Genomic DNA, 22,919 nt, shown 5'->3' with positions numbered 1-22,919 from the left:
GTAGTCGTGATTAGTTATGAACAACCAAGCATCCCCCCCAGAAATAAAGGCTGAGTTAAACTCAGTCCCTCTTTTAATAAAGCAGTTTTTTATTAGTTCTTTTGTCGCCTTTTTGTTGCTGATAGTGATCACCTATCTGTATTACTTTAATCAACTAGAAAACGATATTTACTTAAATGGTGTATTAAGTGATGCTATAAATTTGCTTATTTTGATTGGTATTTTCGCGTTTGTGCAAACCTCGGTGGTTGCAAAGCGCAGTTACTTATTCTTGAGTGTAGGTATCTTCCTCTGGAGCGTTGGGCTTACATTTGATTTTTTAGATGAGCTGGTATTTCAACCAATCTGGGTCGGCATTTACATCGAAGATATTACCCGCACTTTAGGGATGCTAGTAACTGGGTTTGGTCTCTATCTTGCTCTTACAGACTTAGCTAAAACCCGCGAACAGCTTGAAGAAGAACTAAAAACCGATGTATTAACAAAGGCGTATAACCGTCGTTATTTTTATCATTATGTGCAGCAAAACCAAGATAAGCCACACAGCCTAGTGATAGCTGATATCGATCACTTTAAGGCGATTAATGATGAATATGGCCATGATGTTGGTGATCAGGTATTGATAGATTTTGTTTATCAGTGTCATCAAGCATTAAATGATGACATTCTATTTGCACGGATCGGTGGTGAAGAATTTGCATTGTATGTTGCCACCGACGACGCTGATGAGTTACGTGCTACCTGTGAGCAACTGCTGAGCCTTGCTAATAATGTGATGGTGACGCCGAGTAAAACGCTCAGCGTGAGTGTTGGTTCGGCGATTAAGCGTGCTACAGAGACATTTAGCAACACCATGAAACGTGCCGACCAAGCGCTTTATTTGGCAAAAAATCAAGGCCGTAGCCGTTATATTCATAAACCGTAAGGGACGGTTAAGGGTTTTTGTTGTAACCTATATCGCAACAAAACTCCAAGGGATGAATAATGGCAATTGCTAAAAAGTTAAAGCAAAAAACACGGCAGTTTATCGACTCTAAACATATGCTCAAATCAATAACGGCGGCATCCTTTTTAGAGTCAACCATAGTGCCTATTCCTCTTGAAGCTGTGCTTGTTCCGTTAATGCAAGCCCGCCGCGAAAAGCTTTGGTTAATCGCATTAATGGCGACCATTGGTTGTATTATTGGTGCTATTTTTGGTTATGCCCTCGGCTACTATCTATTTGATGTAGTGGGGGACTGGGTGATTAATACCTTCTCAAACCCTGAGCAGTTCGAGCAAGTTAAGCAAAAAATGCAGGCACAAGGCTTTTGGTTTGTATTGACGCTCGGCATTGTGCCCATCCCATTTCAAATTGCCATGCTTGCCGCTGGAGCAACTAAGTATTCAATTTTTCTATTTTTACTGGCAACGGTTATTGCTCGTTCAATCCGCTACTTTGCCCTTGCTGCCGTTGTTTATTACGCGGGTAATCAGGCAGAGCGAGTTATTCAAAAGCACAAAACCAAAGCTTTAGTCGCTATTTCTGTGTTAGTACTGTTACTTTGGTGGCTCAGTACACTTATTTAATAAATAAAAAATACTGATTATGGTTATCCTGTCTATACTTTGAATTAAGGAAAGCGCTTAATAAAAACAACAGGATGACCCATGAATACCCTAGTGGCTGCACTACCTATTTTGGTGCTGATCTGGATGATGGTAAAACGCAGCCCCATCGCTTCTTATATTGCCTTACCCATAACAGCGCTACTTGCTGCTTTACTGCAACTGTTTTACTTTCAAGCTGATTTAAGGCTGTTGCTTGCTAATTCGTTTGCTGGTGTGTTGTCTGTTATGACGCCCATTTCGATTATTGCAGGGGCTATTTTACTTAACCGAATGTTGGCAATATCTGGGGCTGAAACCACGATAAAACATTGGCTAGAATCAATTAGCAGTAATCAAGTTGCACAGTTGATGATCATTGGTTGGGCATTTGCATTTATGCTCGAAGGCGCATCGGGGTTTGGCACGCCTGCGGCTATTGCTGCGCCTATTTTGGTCGGGCTTGGTTTCTCGCCTTTTAAAGTGATTATTTTCACTCTTATTTTAAACTCGATCCCCGTATCCTTTGGTGCAGTAGGCACACCAACATGGTTTGGCTTTTCGGCGCTAAACTTAGATGATGGGCAAGTGCTGGCTATCTCAAGATGGACGGCGCTGTGTCATGTTGTTGCTGCTTTGGTTATTCCTATGATTGCGCTGTGTCTTGTTTTACCACTAAAAAAGGTGCGTCAAAATAGCGTATTCATTTATTTAAGTGTGTTTTCATGTGTCTTACCTTATTGGTTGTTTGCCCAGTGGAACTATGAATTTCCTTCGTTGATAGGTGGTGCAGTAGGTCTATTAGTGACTATCTATTTAGCAAGTAGGGGAGTGGGGTTAGATAAGTCAGCTGTAAATGCACAAAGCACGAAAGGCAAGGTTGAGCTCACACCCAAAGCGCTATTTTTAGCATTATTCCCGTTATTACTTTTGATTGTTGTGCTGGTCATAACCCGTATTCATCAGTTGGGCATTAAAGCATTGCTTAACGACGAAACGCTCTGGGTGAGTATTCATTTGGGCTTTGCACAATTTGAATTAAGCAAAGCGCTGATCTTATCTTTACATGAGATATTCGGCACCTCAGTGGGGTGGTCGTATAAAACCTTGTTTGTACCAGCGTTGATCCCGTTTGTATTGGTGGTGTTGATCTGTGTGCCGTTACTTAAAATGAGCAAGCCACAAGTAAAGCAAATGTGCTCCGACACCTTAGGCCGTATCGCTATGCCATGTATCGCTTTAATCGGGGCGTTGGTGATGGTGAATGTTTTAATGCAAGGCGGTCATAATGCGCCCATATTCTATATGGCGAGTACCTTTGCTGATTTAAGCGGTGAGCACTGGGTGTTATTTGCCTCGTACTTGGGAGCACTCGGGACTTTCTTCTCTGGCTCTGCAACCGTGTCTAATCTTACCTTTGGCGGTATTCAATATGGTATTGCACAGCAAGTGGGCTTATCAGAAGCCTTAGTGCTTGCGTTGCAATCAACGGGGGCGGCGATGGGGAATATGATCTGCATTAGCAATATTATTGCTGTAGCCAGTATTGTTGGAGTGAATAATCAAGAAGGGCCAGTGCTTAAGAAAACCTTTTTGCCAATGCTGATTTACGGTGCAATAGTTGGATGTTTTAGTTATTTATTTTACTGATTAAACATGTTCAGATAAAAAAGGTGCCCAGATAAACCGAGCACCCTTACGGAGTAATTTATTGAATGGCTTTTTTTACTTCGCGCCAGTCAATAATCTTAAAGTTTTGCGGTGCCTGTGGCATACGGTTGTAACCATCTTGCACAATTAGCACCCCTTCAGGGTATCCCGGTAACGCAGCTGGTGTTACCGTTAGGCCATCGGTTTCTGATACGCCATCAATTGCTAACTCTAGGTTATTACTGATTGCAAATTTACCCGCAAACTCAAGGCTAGGAGTATTGCCATCGATAATTTTATAAAGCACATAGCTGTAATCACCTTGGCTAGAAACCACTAAATAGCGGGCATCTTTTGCGTGGTAGATTTCCATGCCTTCTACATCATCAACCAACATATCGTTCACAGTTTGCAGCATTACAGGTTTATTTCCTGCTGTTGGCTCAGCGCCAATAAACCAAATACCTTCGTCTTCTTCACCTAAAAATAGCTGTGCGGTTTTATCATCTGCACTGCAACCTTCAGGTTGGCTTGGAACACTAAATTCGCGTACTAGTTGTGCTGATACGCTCTCATTATTACCTGTTAATTTGTATTGCTGAAATAGACCTGATTTGTCATTCATAAACACATAGTTGCCTGTGTTTGATGAGTACATACACATACCGTAAATTTCTTTTAGAGTCGTTGGCAGCTCAGCAAGATGTTGCACCTGATTGTGAGTATCGACGCTGTAAACACTGATGCTGTTATGAGTACGGTTACTACCTGCAATCCAGGTATTTGTTGCGTTGTTGATACTTGCATGTTGGCGCACATCAACATTATTTAAACGGCCTGTTTCTAGCGTTTGTAGCTCTTTACCTGCAAGGTCATACACCATTAAACCGCGGCGTTTATCGGTACCTAAGATCAGGCTTTTAGCTGCATTATTAGGGTTTACCCAAATAGCAGGATCATCGGCGGCATCACCAAAAGCACGTACTGCATCGGTTTGCGCTTGTGCATTGATGTAAGTAACAGCGGCTGGTTTAGCACTATTATGTTGTTTAGCCTGCCCATCTATTTGACCTTTTACATAATGACCTGATTCGTCATCGTATAACACGATATCAGCTTGCTTATTGTTGAAGCGCACTGCGGCAGATTCAATCGCCAGTTCACCAGCAAATTGCCAGCTGTTAAAACGTTTAGTACTCTTTTCGTAGCGATGTAATTGGTTATCTTCAGAGGTGGTGAACCATAAGCTACCATCATCTGTTGTGGTTAAACCGCCAACTTCAGGCGCTAAGCTGCCAAATGGCGACATCAAAGCCACGGGCTTTTTATCGGCGCGCGATTCAGCATCTGCGTTAATTTGCCAAATGCCTAGCTCGCCTTCACTTAAATAAAGAGTTTTACTGTTATCATCAACCGCACAGCCTGATGTTTCACTTACACCAGCAAACTCGCGTAATTCAAGGTTTAATGTGCGTTTGTTTGCCATATCAAACACCAGTGTTTCGCGGATAAGACCACGAGCGTCTGCCACAAATGCCGAAACAGCTTGAGTTGTCGGGTTAGTAAATAAACACACCGCCTCAGGTTTTGCTTTTGGTGGGCTGATACGGCTAATTTCAGTTAGCTGCCATTTAGCTGCTTTTTGTAAGCTAAAAATCACCGCTTGGTCGGCTTCGTTGTCGATACTAGCAACAAGATAGCTGTTTTTGTTGATCGCCTTAACAGATAACGCTTCGAAGTTACCTTTTTGTAATGCGTGCTGTTTACCTGTGGCATCAATAAGTTGCAGGCCTTGGCTTTGTGAGCTTAATAGCCAAGCGTCATCAGCAAGGGCTGCTGCTTGTGAGCCTTGCATATTTTCAGTCGTGCCAAAGGCTGTTAATTGGTTTTTACTTGGTGCCTCGGTCGCCGTTGTTTGGCTACACGCTGCTAGGGTGCTTAGCATCACTGCACTGGCAACAAGATTAAGTGGTTTTTTAAAATTCATGGGATCCCCAAATATACAACAAGGCAGCAATACGCTGCCTTAATAACTCTTATGTGTATTAAAACGCGTAGCGCAGCATTAACTGGATAACAGGGCCTGCTTCTTCAGACTCCAGTTCATACTCGTCAAAGTCGCGGTTGATTTGGTCATCAACCGTGTCGAACTTGTTAAAGGTTTCGTCTTTACTTGCATCTAATAGGTTTGAGCCCACTAAACGAAGCGTGACGTCTTGCCAGCGTTTTTCTACAAATACTTCAAGGTCTGCGCCGTAGTGTGTGGTTACTTCTTCACCCACGATACGGCCATAAGCATCACCTTGTTTACGGTAAGTTGCACCGAACGAAGCGCCTAAATCAGGTAGGTCTTGAATAAAACCAACGTTAAACACATAGTCAGATTGGTCGTTGAATTTACGGCTACCAAAGGTGTCATCTACTTCTGAATCAAGCCATGAGTAGTTAAAGAATACCCCTGTGTTTGGCATGCTAATGGCGCTTAGCGGCGTTGATAAATCAAGCTCGATACCTTGTACATTGCCATCACCGGTGTTACGCGGTTGCAAAATGTAAGTACCATCACCTTCTGAACCTTGTTGGCCTGTATTAGCTATTTCGATAAGGTCAGTCACATCGCGGTAGAACACATTGATACCCACGACGCCGCTTTTACCTAAGCGATATTCATAGCCTAAGTCCATACCCCAAGATGATTCTGGTTGTAGGTCTGGGTTACCTAAAAAGTCGTTATCGCCTAATTCTTTTTCAAGTAGAGCAGGGGTGATGTAATCAAAATCAGGGCGTCGTAAGCTACGTGCTACAGATGCACTGACACGACCGTTTTCAGAGACGTTAAAGCGTAAATGGGCCGATGGTAAGAAAAAGTCATAATCGTTTTCAGCGCTTACACCTTCTGCTTTGTCTGTAATAGTTGAGTCGGTTGTTTCGTAGCGCACACCTAACTCCCACGAGAAGTCTTGGTCTTCGTGCTTAACTAATGCAAATACATCAAGGCGGTCTTCTTCGAGTTTATTGACGCCACCGGCGGCTGCTTCAAACTCGTTGTTAAAGCCTGCTAGTGACAGTGGTGTTTTGCTGAACTGATCCCAGCTTGTAAAGCTTTGTTCACTTTCACCTTCTGCTTGATAAACCGCTGTATCGCGCTCTTTACCTTGGACAAAGGCACCGAATTGTATGGTTTTGCTCTCGCCTGCAAATAAGCTATGTTGCCATTGTAATGACCATTCTTTGTCATCAAGGTCTACGGTTTCTTCTTCTTCCTCAAACACCATAGGTAGCTCAGAAGTATCGATTTCTACTTCTTGCTCGTAAACAGACTCTTCAAAGCTTGCAAAACCAAGCTTAAATTTACTTGTGCCACCAAAAAGGGGTAACTCATAACCCGAGTTGATGTTGTAGTTAGTTTGATCGATGAAAGATACATTGGCGTTGTCGGTTTCAAGGTTACCGCCTTCAACAATTGAGTTATTGATTGCTGTTGGATCGTCATATTCGAATGAACGCTCATCTTCTGTACGGTCGGTATCTACCCAAATTGCGCTGATATCGAACTTGCTGCCGTCATCAAAAGCTATTTCGTAGCTGGCGTTTAGCGAGGTGTCGTCACCGTCACGGATGTCTGATTGATCTTCGCGGTTATCGAATTCTTCGGTTTTGTAATTGGCGTTATTCTCTGGGCTGTCGCCATAGCGTAGGCTTGATTTTTGTTTTGGGTTATAACGACCTTGTAAGTTCGCACCAAGTAATAAACGGCCACCAGCAAACTCAGTGCCGTATACACCAGCAAAGCTTTCTTTTAATTCGCCATCGTCATAACGCAGGCCACCCGCACGAAGGTAACCACCATCTAGGCTGTAACCGTCACGTAATACAATGTTTAGAGTGCCGGCAATGGCATCAGCAGAGCGGTTTGCACTTGAAGCACGAATAATTTCTACACGCTCAATAAGCTCAGCAGGAATACGGTCAACAAAGAATGAGCGGTCAGCACCTGCACCAGGTACTTCTTCACCGTTAATAAGTACCTTTGTGTAAGCTGGGCTTAAGCCACGCATACGCGCGCCATCAGACTCTAAAACATCCGATAAAAACGTCACACTCGGTACACGTTTTAATGCATCACCGGCAGTCAGCGGTTCAAAACGTTGAAAGTATTCTTGTGAGTATTCAAGCGTCGGTGCCAGCTCTTGTGAGCGGTTGCGATAACCAATTTCACCGTATACAACAAGCTCTTCAGAGACTTTTACTTTTTTCTCATCGCTGCTTTGTTCGTCTTGTGCGTAAGCGGCAAATTGGCATAAGGCGAGGGCGCTTACTAACGCCTTCGTTTTAAATTGTTTCATGGGTTTGCTCCTGGTTGTCCTTGGTTTGATGAGCAAAGTACGCAGCTTAAATGACGCAAATGTGACAGAAAATCGCTAACAGCCAGTAAAAACAAGTGATTAGTGGGTTTTAAAAGTGCTTTTGAGCTGCAATAACCCCATCTTTTTAAGGCAAATACAGTGCTTAAAGGGTTTAACAAGGTTTGACTGTCGTTTTGCTGTCACATCATTGAGCTAATATGACCCTGCTGCTTTAAACGCTAACGAGTTAGCATGGCAGCGTGAATTATTGTTAGGTACTGAGAATGCGATATAACCCTTTTACTCATCATCGATTTTTAACCAATGCTGTTATTGCACTGTTTGTAATTGCGTTTTTGCTAAGCGCGCAAGCAGGAGAATTAAAGCCTTTTGCTGATATCGCATGGTTAGATATTTTAGGCGAGGGTGGCATTGTGCTTATGACCCTTACTTGGATAGCTGCGCTGCTTATTTCGAGGCCGCCCGGCAAAGTCACCAGCTTTTTAGTGCTTGGGCTTGGGCTTTTTATGTTTTCAGCTTCCCTTGATTTATTTGATGAGTGGTTACATCAACCAACTAACACGTGGCTTACTTGGATTGAATCATTGCCTGCGCCGATTGGCATGATTTTCACAAGTCTTGGACTTTATCAGTGGCACCAAGAGCAATACGTACTGAATAGGCAGCTAAAGCGCCGTGAAGCACAGCATCGTGAGCATGAGTTAGTGTGCTCAATAACAGGGTTGTATAAGGCTGATTACTTACAAGATGTACTAAAAGAGCAGTTAAGTGAGCCACAGCCATTGCAACTAGCCGCCATTGATATTCGCGGTTTTGCTGATTTTAACGCTGAATTTGGTTTTATCGAAGGCGACCGCTTACTAGGCGAAGTAAGCGAGCTTTTATTGATGAATTGCCGCCTTAGCGATGTCGTTTGCCGTTATGCAGGAGACTGCTTTATGGTGCTAATGCCAAATACCAGCGCAGTACAAGCAAAAGAACTGGTGGCGCAAATTACCTCGGCGCTGAGCCATTGTGCATTTAAGGTCGAAGGTGAAAAACACGCGAAGTTTCAAGATGTAACAGCGGCATTAGTGGGAAGTATGCAAGGCGATACACCACAAAGTTTAAGCTCGCGTTTACACGCTAAGTTACAACAACAAAAACAACAAAGAGTCAGCCATTGTGAAGCCGTATCTTAACCAAGATGATAAATACCTAACCGCACAAGGGCTAATTACCACGCTGGTGGAGCTGGCCTTAAGTCGCGGCATTGCACTACATAAGTTACTCAGAGGCACAGGGGTGTTTGAGCAAGACTTAATGAGTGTGCAGCATCAGTTTAGTATTTCACAGCAAGTGCGTTTATTGACGCAGTTTAAGCAGCTGATGAAGTCCGCCGACAGCGGTTTTTTATTAGGCAGTCAGCTGGCGAACGATACCTCTGTTGCCGCCCAAGGCGTGTTACATGCAGCGCACATCGGCCAAGCTTTAAAGCAGTTACACAATTTGCGCATGCAACTGGCACCTTTGTTATTTAGTTACAGTTATGTACATAACGAGCAGTATTACATTGTGCTGCAAAATGCTGTGGGCTTGGATGATGAAATAAGCCAGTACGTAATGGAAATTTATAGCGCCGCGTTTTACCAAGTTCTTAAAAAAGTGGCGGGTGAGCGAATCCCTTGTCAGTTTGAGTTTGCCTATAAACGCGCCAGACATAGCCAAGAATATGAGCAACACTTGGGCCTTAAAGTCGCTTTTGAAAAACCTATAACCCGCTGGGTATTAAATAAACACGCGCTTAGGCTTACTAACCCCGCGTTTAGTAGTTTTAGGTTCTCACAAATTAACTCGCAGCTAGCTGCATTAAATTCTGCAAATAGCACCTTTGTGGAAGCCGTGAGCCGATTAATTTATCAAACTCCGGCGTTAAATTTAGACCAAGTAGCCAGTCAATTTGCCATGAGCCCTGCAACCTTCAAGCGCAAACTGAAAGCCCATGGCGTGCGGTTTTCTACCTTGTATGATGAGCAAAGTAAGCGCAAAGCGATTTACCTACTTGCCATGCGCGAACAATGCAATGAGCAAGTCGCCATGCGTTTATCATTTTATGATATTGCTAATTTCAGACGAGCGTTTAAACGCTGGACCGGGCTTACGCCAAGTCAATTAAAGGGGTAAGAAAGCCCGCTCTTATCGCTAAGAGCGAGCGTGCAGTTAAAGGGTTTCTAAAAATGCGATGAGTGCATTTTTTTCATCCTTACTGAGCTCTAACTTATGCAGTAACTCAGTTGTCTGTGGGTAGTTTGGATCATCTTTAAATTTTTTTCTCGGTTTTGGCCTTGCTCCACCTGCGTTGTAGAAGTTGACTATCCCTAGCAAACTTTGAAAGCCACCATGGTGCATCCAAGGCGTACTTTGTTGTAACGCTAAAAGAGAAGGGGTTCTAAACTTGCCAATATCAGCGGGGTCTTGGGTGGCATCAAAACGCCCTAAATCCTGAAGTTTTCTACCATAAAAATGTAGCCCCGTAACATGGAATTCATTGTCGCTGAGTAAAGCACCTTCATGACAAGTCATACACCTCGCCTTGGTTCTAAATAAATGTAAGCCTTCAAGTTGTTGATCGTTTAAAAGTGCAACCGCTTCACTAGGATTCGTTTGCGCTTTATCAATAAAGCGCGTGAATAATGACTCAGGTACATCAAAGGTGCGCTCAAAAGCAACAAGCGATAGAGCTAATAGCTCTTTATTAAGCGCTTCTTTGCCAAAGGCATTGAGTATTGGTTTTTTATAGTCCTCAGCACTGTTTACTTTTTTAAGCACAAGCTCAACCGAACTGCCCATTTCTATAGGGTTTTCAATTGGCATTAACGCTTGCTGAGCTGCAGTTTTAGCTCTGCCATCCCAAAAGAAGCTTTGCCAATGATCAATACCAATAATGGCTTGGGTGTTTCGTGTGCCGACTTGACCGTCAATGCCGACAGCTAACTTTCGCCTGTCTGAAAACGCTAAACGAGACTCATGACAACTTGCGCAGCTTACCGTGTTATCTCGCGACAAACGGGTATCGTTAAATAGTTTTTCACCTAATGCGATGATCTCATCACTTTGATTAATCGGCTTGGCTTTTAAAGGTTTGAGTGGTGCAGCTGGCACATCTTTACTGCTAATAATAGCTGGCCACTCATGTTGGGGCTTTGCGTATAATTCACGTATTGACTGCTCTTGCGCAAAGGCGCTCGTTGTAAAAATGCAGCAAGTTAATAAAAATAACCATTTATTCATAGTTATAAGACACCCCTAACCAAAACATTCTTCCGGGCTCAATACCAGAGTTTCCTTCTGTAATAGCATGACTACGTGCGTTGAATAAGTTGCTGACATCAAGGCGAACTTCAAGAGATTGAGATTGACTTATTTGATAATTCCAACGGCTACTTAAGGCAAACATAATGCGAGAATCAAAGGTATGTGCTTCGTATTTTGGTACAAATATTTCAACTGCTTCACACGTAGTACACTCACTACCAATACCAATTCGTTGATCACTACTAGACTTAATTGCAGTTGTGTAACTGCCGCTGTAAGTTGCTGTTAAACCAGTTGAAAAAGTATCAGTCCAATCTGTATTCCAACCAAAGTTAGCAGTTACTGGGCGACCAAAATTCGCTTTAAGGGTATCTAACTCAGATAAGCTCATGAGCTCACCCTCATAGTAAACCAGCGACTCAATAGGGGTGTTGTCGGGTGTTGCAGTGTAGTCACTATTGCTTTCACTATTTTGGCTATAAGATGCATTGGCCCATATTGAATGGTCGCCAAATTTTGCATCCCAAGACAGTGAGTAACGTTCGCTTTTGCCAGTACCATTATTATAAATAGTAATATATTGATAACCATCGTTTTTTAGGTTGGTTTCTTCATTTCTAGATAGCTGGTCTTTTTTGTCGCGATGTACGTATTTCACTGCAAAGTTACCGAAACTCTCGGTAGCATGGCGAAGACCTAGCGCAATTTCATCATCGTAAGGGCTTTTCACATCGTCAAAAATATAACGAAAGTTACCTGTGTAAGAAGAAGGAAGCCAAGCTTGTAAGTAACCACTTTGAATAGGACGGTATTCACGATAAGCGAACTTTTGTTGCTCTTTAATTTTATAACCGAGTAGGCCTGCATCGTAATAACGGTTTAAACCAGCAGTCAGTAGTGTATTGCCATCGTTAAATACGTCATAACCCATTGATAAGCGTGGCGCGATATTGTGATTTTTGAAAAAATCATCGTAGTCGTATCTAACACCTAAATGAAAATCAAACTGTTTCCAAGTGATCACATCGGTAGCATACAGTGCTGCTTTATTTAGGCTTACATCGATATTTTCACTTGGTGTGACAAGACGAGAGTTAAAATACTGGGCAGTTGTCGCTACGTTATTCGAGTAGGCAAGTAAGTGCTCTGGGTTATTAAAGTCGATACTGCCGCCTAATTGTTCGGCAAGGGTATCTAAATCAACATAAAAGCTTTGCTCAACACAATCAAGGGTATAGCCACTACAATTAAGTTGTGCGTTGGTTGATGAGTATTGAACTGGTGAGTCATACTTATAATAGTTTTGTTGGCGAGTACGCTCATAGTTTTGATGGTTAAGTTCAGCGCCAACGCGAATTGCGTGTTCAGTACTGCCCCACTGTTTACGCTCAAGTGTTAAGGTATTTCGCCAATTAATGCTGGTTTGCGTATTATCAAGATTGCCATAGCCGCCGTACTCTGAAACAGGAGTTGAGTCGGCGCTTTGATCTGCTAATTGACCCCACTCTTTCCCTTTTGCTTGAAGCCAAGTATAAAAGTGGGCAGGCCCTGTACGGTTGTTATCACTTTGACTCATATTAAATTTGCTGCTGAAGTGACCAAGGCGAGTTTCTTCAGCTAAATTTGCAGTAAAACCAATGCTGCCACCCTCAACTTGATAGTCACTATTGAGTACGTCTTTTAAATAAGAGTCCGATGTATATGGGGCATACATAACGCTTAAATCAAGTGAGTCAACCCAGCCATCGCGGTAGCTGTATTTCAGTAAGGCGTTGATGTTTTCTCTACTTTCGACCTTCTGCGCCGAGAGCGAAATATCCGAAATATCACTTTTTAAATAGCTCACGCTCATTAGTAAAGCATGTTGTTCATTTAACTTTTTTTGGATTGAAAAATCGATATTAGTTTTTTCATAGATTGGTGGCTCAAGGTCGTCTTTGCCCTCTGCGGTGTCATCAGGCTCATCGTTATCGATTATATGGTACTCCCCCCAATCACTGCGATTACCACGAATACCAAAGCTCACACGAGTATCTGTAGAAAAAGGTGAAATAGTTTCGGCATCGACCACGCCACCAGAAAAGTCACCAAAGTCTGCTGGAATGTTATGATCGTAAACAGTAATCGACTCAACAATTTGACTGTTAATGTTCATGCTCTGCACACCGCCTGACACCTCATTTTCAGAGGCTCCAATACGGCTCGCACTGGCAGGATCAAGACGATTGTTATAATTCATGCCATCAATCATAAAGCCTGTTTGCCAAGGCTTTGCACCCGAGATACTTATTTCAGGGGCGCTAATTTCAGCAAGGTTATCAATTGAGTAGTAGTCTTCACTTAATTGCACGCCCGGTAGTAAGGCAATCAATTCGTTGATATCACCATTACCTTTGGGGGTTGCTTCGATAAAGTTTCTATCTAAATAGGCACGACCTATCACCTCAGGTACTTCAATTCCGATGTATTGCCCTTTAACAGTAATGCGCTCTATCTCTTTGCATTGCTTATTGTTCTTATCGTTACATTGAGGATCTGTTGTTTGTTGCTTTACTTCATTAGCGTGTAAAGGGGCATTAAGTAAAAGCATCAAACACGCTGATAAGTAGCGCATTTGCATGGTAAAACTCCTGAAATAGTACCAATTAGATTAAAGAGAAGGCCGCTTAAGAGCTGGCAATAGTTAATTACCTTTATTAAATAGCTTAATTTGTTGCATATTTTGCACAAAGGTAATAGCGGGTGATTGTAACAATTAAAAATGCGAATAGAAATAGATCTCAATTGTATTTGTTGGTTTTTTAATTTTTTAAGGAATATTAAATTCTTTATGTTTGTATTTTTTATGAATTTTTTTGAGGTTTTTAACTTGGCGGGCGAGGCATAACTGCCTCGCCGTGATATGAACGTACTACTCCCCTAAAGGAGTTAAATCGATACTGTCTTCAATACCATCATTGTCGGCATCTTTATCAGCAATTAAGCCTGAGTCGGCAATTGCTTGCTCTGATGCGCCTGATAAGAAGAAGTTGGGTTTACCATCGTGGTCCGTATCGATACTCGCAATCGAAGATGTAGGGAAGTCATTTTTAGTTGCTCGAATTACAGCAAAATTTGCATAAAGCGCTAATTTATCGGCTTCACCAAGTACAGATTGATTAATTAGCTCAGTAACTGCTGCATCGTCTTCAAGTCTTGCAAATAGTGTGACTAGCATAGCAGTGTTATCTATTACTAATTTTTCAGATTGCTTCATTAATGCCTGATTTGCATCATTAGCTAAATCATGAAGTGCAGCTATAACTTCATTATAAATTGACAAATATTGAGAGTTGGACGTTTGGTATTTTTTCAAAGATGTAACAAACGAATCTTGATAATAAACTCCTGTAGTTATTGGGGCATCACTTATTGAGGCTATTGCCGCCTTTTCTACTAAATCTATGTAATCTTCAAATTCTAAAGATGTTTTGAGGTTTGAGATAATAAAATATGTTTGTAGTAGTTGTTGCTTAGCTACCTCTACTTCGCCTGCTTTAACTAAGTAACCAGTGATCGCTAAATATTCTTTAACTTTTTCACTATCATCAGAGAGTAATGCTATATGTTGATTAATTATCTCTAATGCAGCTGTTAGCTCAGAGTTATCATTAATAAAGTCGTATATATTAATTAAATTACGATAAGCCTCCAGTGCCACTTTCGTGGTGAATAGCTCTGAGTTCGGAGATAAATAAGTCGCGAGCATAGTTTTACATCTGCTTGCATAACTTTTAGCATGATCTAAGCCACCTAAAGAGATAGCTTTTTGCACTATCCCTGCACATCCATAAGTGCCTGTAATATATCTTGCATATTTTTGCTCTGTAATGAAAGCTTCAGAAAATAAGATGTCTGCAGCATAGTCTAGAACCTGCAACGCGAGTTCGTTTTCTCCTCTAGCTTCAAGTACAAGTACAGCGCCATCTTGGTTAGATTCCCAGGTTAAAGCTTTGTAAAAGCTGGTTATATTAACTTTGCTATCTTCTGTAAAATAAGTCTTTGCGTATGATACTGCATCGTCAATTTCCTGACCTGCAATGAGGTTTTTAGCAATGTCTTGTCCCATACTGTACTCAAGCGCGTCACTTATATTTGCTTCTTTTGTCATTAATTTCAAAGCAGGGTTTTCGTCGAGAGGTATGTTGTAAAGGCCGTGAATGAGTCCTGTAAGGCTTTCTAAGGGAAATTGATATTGATGTTTGGTTGCTTCATAGTAGGGACTGGCTTGGTACACATAGTTACTATCTAAGCCTGTAATACCATATAGTGATAAAGCTAAATTAACATACTTTTTGGCAAGCTCTGTTTCGTTTAGACGCAATGAAGCTTCAGCTGCCCTTAAGACGTATAGTGCTTTAATTCGATCACTAGGTAAGCCTTTAAAGTCACCACTTTTTTCGATGAAGTAACCTGTTTGCTCAGCTAGTTCACCCATAGCAATAACGCTCTCAATTGCTTGCTGTCTTTTTTCTTCTGTTCTATCAGAGTAGTAGTCTTCTCTTAATGAGTTAGATGTTTTGTAAAAAGAAGCTAAATATTTTGCGTAAGCGACTGTGTATTCATCGCTTTTTATTTCGTTTGCAAAAGTAGTGAGGGTATTGAGTAATTCCTTTGCTAAATTTGTTTGACCTGCACGATTATATAGTTTGATGACATTCTGATAAAAATCAGGATCGTCTGAACTGATATTATTTAGCCCTTTTTCTGCAAGGTACTGGTTGTAGGCTATGACAGATTTAGCACGAAACTCGGCTGCTATGTCATACTCCCCAAAGGAGTCATATTGTGAAGATGTGCTTCTGTAAGCCCTGGCTTTTTCATCTAAGCTGGTAATAGCATTAAAGTGTTGATTTGATTTTTCTTCGAAACCAGCAACAACATAACCAAGACCTAAGCTTGCATTAATTGTATTCAAATACACATCGTCATTGATATTTTCACTAATCGCTTCAGCTTGTTTTAAATGAGACTTATCTGAGCTGTAGTAGTAATTGAGCTTATCTTCGTTCGTAACATACGAAGGTTTTAATTCAATGGTTGCGCTGATAGGCGAGCTAATATTGCCATCGGTAAATTCAATAACAAAACTATCGTTAATTTCTGACAGCGTTTCTGCGGTAAATGTAAATGCCCCTGTTAGTTCATCTAGAGTAAGGGTACCGTTGGTAGGAGGCGTTACTAAAGAGACAGTTACAGTGTCACCGTCGGCATCATTAAAAGTTAATGAACCTTCAGTTGTTGTTGAGGTGGTTACAGTGATTGACTGGCTCGTAAGCGTTGGTGCATCGTTAACGTTGTTAACCGTAAAAGTAAGTACTGCATCAGTACTTAAGCTGCCGTCAGTGGCGGTAACGGTTACTGTGTCTTGGCCTGCAAAATTTTCTTTTGGGGTATAGGTAAATGTACCATCAGCATTTAAAGCAAATAGTCCGTTACTTGCTGCAGAGCCTAGGGTATAGCTAACAGCGTCATCATCTGCTGCCACAACTTGGCCCGTAATAGATGTATCTTCATCTAATGTGAATGTTAAGTTGCTGGTGAACTCAGGTGCATTATTACTATCTGAACCACCGCAGCCAGTGAGAGCAAATGCAATCACAAGTGGTAAATACTTTATTCTGTTTTTCATGCTGATACCTGTATTTATTATTGAGAAAGTTAAGGAGGGCTGAGATGTTATCATTATAATGCGAATGATAATAGATCTTAATTGCGTTTGAATGTGCTTTTTTATGCAATTTTGATTCTCTAGCTTGAAACAGTGATTTAAAAACGATGTTTTACAGCTGGGGGTAATTGTTTGGTTTCAAAAAATATACCTTTTCAGAGCAGTTATTTTTCCCGAGCTGCGTTAGACTATTGTTATTGATGTAATTAACCGAGGTCTCAAATGATTGAGTATCCTGTTGACCAACTTCCCCAGTTAATTGATGACTTGCTTCAGTGTGATACCACAACACGCAAAAATAAGTTACTTGCTGATGCTAAAGAAAAGCTTTCTACTGAACATTTATCGTTATTGTTTGAAGCCTTACCTAAAGAACAGCGTCTAGAGATTTGGCAATTACTTGATGAAGATACACAACATGAAATTTTCATTAACCTAGGTGGCGATAGCTGTCGCTGGTTATTGCAAAGTCTAGAAGAAGCCGAAGGCTTTAAGCTACTGGACGAAGTGAGCGTAGAAGAGTTACTTGAACTTGAAGAAATTATTCCTGAGCGCTTTGTTGATTATGCACGCAGACAACTCGATGAAGTTCAAACAAAGCAGTACGACCTTGCACAGCAATATAACCCAGAGCAGTTAGGTCACTGGCTCGATTTTGATGCACTAAAAGTGTCAGAAAAACTCACCGTGGCTGGCGCGCGTAAAATATTTCAAAAAGGCTTACCGCAATATACCGAGGTGATTTATCTAGTCAGCCGTAAGGGCACTCTCATTGGCGAAGTGGCTATCAATGCTTTATTTAAAGCTAACGATAACGACAGCCTGCTAGATTACGCGAACCTAGATGTATCGGCTTTACATGCTGATGACGACCTATACGAGGCTGCTGAAGTGGTTATTCACAGTGAACAAATGGCAATGCCAGTTGTGAATGCCGACAACAAACTATTAGGCCGATTGTCAGTGTCATCAGCTTATGAATTGCGTCAAGAAGTGACCGACGAAGCCGCTGCAAAAGCCGGTGGTCTTCGTGAAGACGAGGATCTGTTCTCAAGCGTCACTAAATCGGCAAAAAACCGCGGTATTTGGCTTGGTATTAATCTAGCAACGGCGTTTTTGGCCTCTTGGTTTATTGGTTTGTTTGGTGCAACTATTGAGCAAGTGGTTGCGCTGGCGGTATTAATGCCGGTTGTCGCTTCAATGGGTGGTATTGCAGGTAGTCAGACGTTAACGGTAATTGTGCGCGGTTTAGCGCTTGGTCAGGTTACCGACTCCAACCGTAGAGCACTGCTGAAAAAAGAGCTAAGAGTAGGGGCGCTAAATGGCTGTGTTTGGGCCTTTGTGATTGGTGTACTCACTTATTTTTGGTTCAACGATGGCATGTTAAGTTTAACCATCACTATCGCTATTTTACTTAACTTGGTTGCTGCTTCATTATCAGGGGTAGTGATCCCATCGATTTTAGATAAGCTTAAAATCGATCCAGCCCTTTCAGGGTCTGTGATCCTGACCACAGTCACCGACATCGTTGGCTTTGTCACCTTCCTAGGTTTAGGTAGTTTACTCCTTCTTTAAGGGATTGGATGCTGGCTAAAGTAGTGTTTAGCCAGCTTTTACAAAATTACTCCCCTCAAGTGATACCTTTCCAAGAAACATAAAATAAACACTTTTATTTACCTAATACACAGTTATTATGAATTGTGACTCAGTCAAACTAAAAGGACGTTAATATGGTATTAGGTAAAAAAGCAGCACTCGCTGCTTTATCGGTAATGTCAGTGTTTAGTGCATCAGCAGCACAAAGCGCTTCGGGTGAACAAACTAAACTGAGTGAAGATCCCACCAAGGTCGTCACTCAGTTTGGCGCAAGTTATTCAGATGAATTAAGGATCACCGGTTCGCTAAGTTTAGGAGCAGTTAAAAAGCTTAATGCTAGTGTGAGTGCCAATGGTGATGAATGGCGTGTTGGTGGCTCGTGGCTATTTGATATTGGCATTGTTAATTTTAACTTTGGTAAGCAAAGTTATGATCAAGGAGCTGAGCGCACAACCTACAGTATTGGCACTTTTATGCCACTGAGTTACTTTGATATTGCGCCCTATGGTTGGCAAATTTTCGCTATGGGTGGTTATAGCCATGTTGATGGTGACATTGCTTGTTTAGCAGGGCAAGGTGCGTGTTTAACAACAGAAATTCCTGGCCCTGAAGGTTGGGTGCTTATTCCAAACAGTAGTGATGGTGGTTACTTGGGCGCGTTTGCTTTAAAGCCATTATCCGAAAAATGGACATTAATGACTGCAGCAGCGTATTCGGTAGGTTCTAACGATTATTCAGGTTATTTCGCCGCTATTGGTGCAAGTTATCAATTTGATAAACAACAAAGTTTTAAACTATTTGCTGCAACAGAAGACAGTGATTACGGCTCAGATCAAAATTTAGTGCTGGGTTACACTTATCAATTTAATTAAAAATTACTGTTATAAGCTGTTAAATTTTGTTAGTTTTCTGAGTGAGTTATCGCTGAGAAAATAGTGCATGAAGAAAAAGTTAGCCTTGTTATTGTTAGGATTATCGAGCCTTAATGCCAATGCCTCTGAAAATTTTAGTGATCATGAGATGTTTTGTGAGAAACAATCACAAATTAGTTGCTTAGATTACATTAATCAACAGCTAGCAAGCAGTGAGCTTGGCTCTGCACGTTGGTATGAGATTAAATCTTATCAGTTTGATTATTTCTACGACAAAATGGAATATCAAATCTTGAAAGATAGCACTGAGCCTTTCATTACCAGTGAAGAGTTACCTGTTGTATTTCAGGTGCAAGTTTACTTTTATTACGCCAAATCAATGCATTATTTAGGCGACTTTGAAACTGGTCGTAAATATGCCGCAAAAGCATTTGAAAAACTGCAAGCAATCTTTGACTCTTTTGGTAACCCTATGCGTATGGTTGAATTGGCTAATTTGCAATACGTGTTTGGTAATAAAGAAACGGCATTGCAAATTCTTGATAGGGCAGAGCGACGCTTTGGCAAAAGCAAAGATCCCATTTTCCACTTTGAACTGGCTTCGAATAAAGCAAATGTTTTTCACTCATTAGGTGATGTAGACGGTGCACTTGCAAATCGAAAAACCGCCGCTGATTGGATTTTAAAAACCAACCATAACCGCAAAATCTCTGTTGCTTTAGGTAATTTAGCGCGTACCCACCAACTTCTGGCAAATTATGAGCAAGCCGATGAAGTTTATGTACAGTCTCTTAAGTACATGGATACAGATTCAGATAGGCATGTGATTGCTATTTATAAGTTACGTCTTGCTGAAATCAATTGGCAAGCAGGAAAGCAAGATCAAGCATTAAAATGGTTTAAGCAAGTGCATAAAGAAGACATTCGGCAATCACATGCGAAACTTTATGCACACCTAGGTAACGTGCTTTAGATAGTGTAAAAACACCCTGGTTTTTCGTCTTCACCCGGCGCTAAAATTTGTAGATGGGTTGACTCACCTTGTTCCATCAAAGGCTTCATAGTTTTATCAAACTGCTTAGCGGCATGTTCAATTAATTTTGCTTGCTGTTCCAGTGCTTTAAAATCGGCATCATGAGCAGCCATAAGTTTATTGAGTTCTTTGGCCAGCTTATCTTGCTCTTTTAATAAACTTTTATTAATTCGCAAGTGGTTCTCGTCTTCAATAACTGCTTCTTCGGTGATTGCTTCTATTTGCTCAGAGTACTCAGAAACTTGTAGCTCTATGTCATTAATTGGTTGCTCAAGTGCTTCTAATTTTACTTGCTCACGCTCAAGCTCTAGGTATGCTGCAATTTGCTCGTTATTGAGGGGACTTTCGCTTACCTTTTTACAGTCTTTAAAAGTGATAACGCGATAATCACCCTGGTTGTTTGTTGTGCTGGCATTAGAGAGGCCAATACAAGCAGTGGTGGCCGTTATTAAGAGTGCACTTACGCTAATACGTACTAAATTCATAATGATGTCCTAATGGGTTATGTTATTTAGTTAGTCGTCGCAAGTTTGAAAAAGGTTGTTTAAATTTTAAATTTATATCCCACGCCATAAATTGACTCAATGTAATGACTATCAGGATCGGCTTGAGTCAGCTTTTTACGCAAGTTTTTAATGTGTGAATCAATACTGCGCTCGTAGCTCTCAAAGTACTTTCCTTGAGTCATGGTTAGTAAATCTTGGCGTGAAAAAACCTTATTAGGTGAGGCAATTAATATTTTTAATAAACTAAATTCATTAATTGTTAGTTTCAGTTCTTCATTTTTTACCAGTACTTTGTATTCGCTCGGATCAACAATAATATTGCCTGCTTTGAATGTACTAGGTTTACTACTTGGCATTCGGCGTCGTTTTAAAATAGCTTTCACACGCGCCATTAACTCTTTTGGTTTGAATGGTTTAGTAACATAGTCATCGGCACCAACATCAAAACCAATTAAATGATCAATTTCTTCAACCCGTGCCGTAAGCATAATAATAGGCACATCACTGTATTGTCTTATCTTGCTGCATAACTCGATGCCGTTAGTGCCTGGCAGCATGATATCGAGAATAATCAAATCAGGGCTTAGCTCATTAACAGCATCCAGTGCGCAGTTGCCATCGTGAATTAGGCTTGTTTTAAACCCTTCAAGATATAAATACTTTTCTATTAATTCGGCAATTTTAACTTCGTCTTCAATAACGAGAATATGCTGTTTAGCTAAGGTTTCTGACATATTATTGCGCCTCTGCAAGCGGGAGTTTTAACGTTATACACAGACCGCCTAAGCGGCTTTTAGTTGCATTTATTTTTCCCTGGTGGGCTTCAACAATTGTTTGGCAAATCGCCAAGCCTAAGCCAAAACCGCCGGTTTTTCTGTTACGAGAGCTATCGGTGCGATATAAGCGATCAAATAGTTTTTCAAGAGCCTCATCAGGAACACCGGGGCCTGAATCTTCTATCGACAAAAATACATGATGGTTAGACACGGTTAAATCTAACCAGACTTTTTGCTGTTCATCGGTATAGCGTAAATTATTTTCTAAAATGTTTTGTAGAACTTGTGTAATACGATTTTGGTCGGCCAAAACCATCACTGTTTGCTCTGGTAAGGTGGCATTAAGCGTGATGTTTTTGGATTGAAATTTAAACGCATACTTATGCGCTTGTAGGGCCACCAAGGCATTAAAATCAATAGTTTCCATATGATAGTTAAAGCTGTGTCTGTCGAGTGAGCTGACTTTGTGTAAGTCGTTCACAAGTCGGCTTAACAGCGCCACTTCTTCTTGCAGTGAGCTTATTGCCTTTTGGTTTGGTTCGATAATGCCATCGTTAATGGCCTCTAGTTCACCCTCTAAAATAGTTAAAGGCGTGCGTAGTTCATGAGAAATATCCATGAGCCATTGGCTTTGCTGCGACTCAAAGCGTCTGAGCTCTGTGGCAATACGATTAAAATCATCCGCTAAGGTCGCAAATTCATCACTACTGTTGACGGTTATTTGGGTCTCAAATTCGCGTTCTGCAAGGGCTTTTGCGCCTTTTTTCAGCTGAGAAATAGGGTTAGTAAAATGACGTGCGAGTAAGTAACTAAACAATAACGCAATTAATAAACCAATCCCTGCTGTCCACAAACTGATATTAATTTGTGTATTTAGGTAATGCTGAGTTAGCGCGCTAACATGATTGCGGTTAGCATGCAGCTGAAGCACCGCAACAACCTCGCCATTGTGGGTGATTTCTTGCTCGTTCACGACCTCAGTTTCGGTATTGCCTGCAATCAATATTTCGCCTTTTTCATCAAGCAAACTTAGGCGCTTTTCAAAGGGCATGAAGTCATCAGCCATGGGGTTATTGCGAGGTGCCGGCTCATGCATGTCAGCAAAGTTTGCAGGCTCGTTAAACTCATTTGGTGGGGCAAATTCAGGTGGTTGGTCGAACGATGGTGGCATCCCAAAGTCATCGGGGGGTGGCATCGGCTCATTTTGCATATGCTTTTCAGGAGGCCCAATTAATGGAAAAGGGCCGGGCTCTCCTGGTTTTGGGCTATTGGGCGAAAACAATAAACGGCTTGAATGAAAATTACGGTTGATTAGCTCATACCACAGGGCTTTAGAATCGATAAACATCCCAATCGAACCCGTTTGCTGATACTGCAGGCTAATTTCAGTGGCTATTCGGTTAAATGCTTCGTTATCTATATCTTCAAACACATTATTGAGCATACGCTTATTGGAAATTGCATTTAGACCAAACATGGTCAGCACCAGTAGTAGCGTAATGATAAGATTGGTAATTAAGAGTTTGTG

At 41.4% G+C, this 22,919-nt stretch carries 16 protein-coding genes; 8 read left to right on the top strand and 8 right to left on the bottom strand.

Annotation, left to right across the window (positions count from 1 at the left end):
• Positions 1–16: 16 nt before the first annotated feature.
• From AUR67_RS12775 to AUR67_RS12765, 3 genes are all read left to right on the top strand, one after another.
• Positions 17–925 (top strand): GGDEF domain-containing protein, encoded by a 909-nt coding sequence (locus AUR67_RS12775; RefSeq protein ID WP_058585552.1) that lies wholly within the window; start codon positions 17–19, stop codon positions 923–925.
• Positions 926–984: 59 nt separating this feature from the next.
• Positions 985–1,569, top strand: a complete 585-nt coding sequence (locus AUR67_RS12770; protein WP_058585551.1) for a YqaA family protein — start codon at positions 985–987, stop codon at positions 1,567–1,569.
• 81 nt (positions 1,570–1,650) lie between these two features.
• A complete protein-coding gene (locus AUR67_RS12765; RefSeq protein WP_058585550.1) occupies positions 1,651–3,237 on the top strand; it encodes an L-lactate permease in 1,587 nt (528 codons plus the stop codon).
• A 58-nt stretch (positions 3,238–3,295) separates the two neighbouring features.
• Here the strand turns inward: AUR67_RS12765 and AUR67_RS12760 are convergent, their stop codons facing one another.
• Entirely contained in the window at positions 3,296–5,224 is a 1,929-nt protein-coding gene (locus AUR67_RS12760; protein WP_058585549.1) for a phytase, read from the bottom strand.
• A 58-nt stretch (positions 5,225–5,282) separates the two neighbouring features.
• Positions 5,283–7,583, bottom strand: a complete 2,301-nt coding sequence (locus tag AUR67_RS12755) for a TonB-dependent receptor plug domain-containing protein (protein WP_058585548.1) — start codon at positions 7,581–7,583, stop codon at positions 5,283–5,285.
• A 284-nt stretch (positions 7,584–7,867) separates the two neighbouring features.
• Here AUR67_RS12755 and AUR67_RS12750 point away from each other — a divergent pair, with 284 nt between their 5' ends.
• Together AUR67_RS12750 and AUR67_RS12745 are read left to right on the top strand one after the other, a co-directional pair.
• Positions 7,868–8,785, top strand: a complete 918-nt coding sequence (locus AUR67_RS12750; protein ID WP_058585547.1) for a GGDEF domain-containing protein — start codon at positions 7,868–7,870, stop codon at positions 8,783–8,785.
• Positions 8,769–9,767, top strand: a complete 999-nt coding sequence (locus AUR67_RS12745; protein WP_058585546.1) for a helix-turn-helix transcriptional regulator — start codon at positions 8,769–8,771, stop codon at positions 9,765–9,767. The genes AUR67_RS12750 and AUR67_RS12745 overlap by 17 nt, the downstream gene beginning before the upstream one ends.
• Before the next feature lie 36 nt (positions 9,768–9,803).
• Here AUR67_RS12745 and AUR67_RS12740 read toward each other — a convergent pair whose 3' ends face one another.
• The 3 genes from AUR67_RS12740 to AUR67_RS12730 all read right to left on the bottom strand — a co-directional run bounded on the left by AUR67_RS12740 (position 9,804) and on the right by AUR67_RS12730 (position 16,569).
• Entirely contained in the window at positions 9,804–10,874 is a 1,071-nt protein-coding gene (locus tag AUR67_RS12740; RefSeq protein WP_058585545.1) for a cytochrome-c peroxidase, read from the bottom strand.
• A complete protein-coding gene (locus AUR67_RS12735) occupies positions 10,867–13,518 on the bottom strand; it encodes a TonB-dependent receptor plug domain-containing protein (RefSeq protein WP_058585544.1) in 2,652 nt (883 codons plus the stop codon). Before AUR67_RS12735 ends, AUR67_RS12740 begins: the two co-directional genes overlap by 8 nt.
• A gap of 291 nt (positions 13,519–13,809) precedes the next feature.
• Positions 13,810–16,569 (bottom strand): cadherin-like domain-containing protein, encoded by a 2,760-nt coding sequence (locus AUR67_RS12730; RefSeq protein WP_058585543.1) that lies wholly within the window; start codon positions 16,567–16,569, stop codon positions 13,810–13,812.
• A gap of 261 nt (positions 16,570–16,830) precedes the next feature.
• Here AUR67_RS12730 and AUR67_RS12725 point away from each other — a divergent pair, with 261 nt between their 5' ends.
• The 3 genes from AUR67_RS12725 to AUR67_RS12715 all read left to right on the top strand — a co-directional run bounded on the left by AUR67_RS12725 (position 16,831) and on the right by AUR67_RS12715 (position 20,049).
• Complete coding sequence (locus tag AUR67_RS12725; protein ID WP_054560666.1) at positions 16,831–18,183, top strand: magnesium transporter; 1,353 nt, start codon at positions 16,831–16,833, stop codon at positions 18,181–18,183.
• A gap of 155 nt (positions 18,184–18,338) precedes the next feature.
• Positions 18,339–19,076, top strand: coding sequence for a hypothetical protein (locus AUR67_RS12720; protein ID WP_082665633.1), 738 nt, complete (start codon positions 18,339–18,341; stop codon positions 19,074–19,076).
• 67 nt (positions 19,077–19,143) lie between these two features.
• The gene (locus AUR67_RS12715; protein WP_058585542.1) at positions 19,144–20,049 is read left to right on the top strand and encodes a tetratricopeptide repeat protein; all 906 of its coding nucleotides are present in this window, start codon (positions 19,144–19,146) and stop codon (positions 20,047–20,049) included.
• Here AUR67_RS12715 and AUR67_RS12710 read toward each other — a convergent pair.
• From AUR67_RS12710 to AUR67_RS12700, 3 genes are read right to left on the bottom strand one after another with little or no spacing between them, the layout of a single operon-like run.
• The gene (locus AUR67_RS12710; protein WP_058585541.1) at positions 20,046–20,594 is read right to left on the bottom strand and encodes a hypothetical protein; all 549 of its coding nucleotides are present in this window, start codon (positions 20,592–20,594) and stop codon (positions 20,046–20,048) included. The two genes, AUR67_RS12715 and AUR67_RS12710, sit on opposite strands and share 4 nt — an antisense overlap.
• A 59-nt stretch (positions 20,595–20,653) precedes the next feature.
• The gene (locus tag AUR67_RS12705; protein WP_058585540.1) at positions 20,654–21,349 is read right to left on the bottom strand and encodes a response regulator; all 696 of its coding nucleotides are present in this window, start codon (positions 21,347–21,349) and stop codon (positions 20,654–20,656) included.
• A gap of 1 nt (position 21,350) precedes the next feature.
• Entirely contained in the window at positions 21,351–22,868 is a 1,518-nt protein-coding gene (locus AUR67_RS12700) for an ATP-binding protein (protein ID WP_058585539.1), read from the bottom strand.
• Positions 22,869–22,919: the final 51 nt, after the last annotated feature.

It is taken from the genome of Pseudoalteromonas sp. XI10 (genome assembly GCF_001469895.1).
Taxonomy (GTDB): Bacteria; Pseudomonadota; Gammaproteobacteria; order Enterobacterales; family Alteromonadaceae; genus Pseudoalteromonas.
Note: the sequence above shows the minus strand (reverse complement) of the source record. Positions and strands in the feature narration are given on the sequence as shown.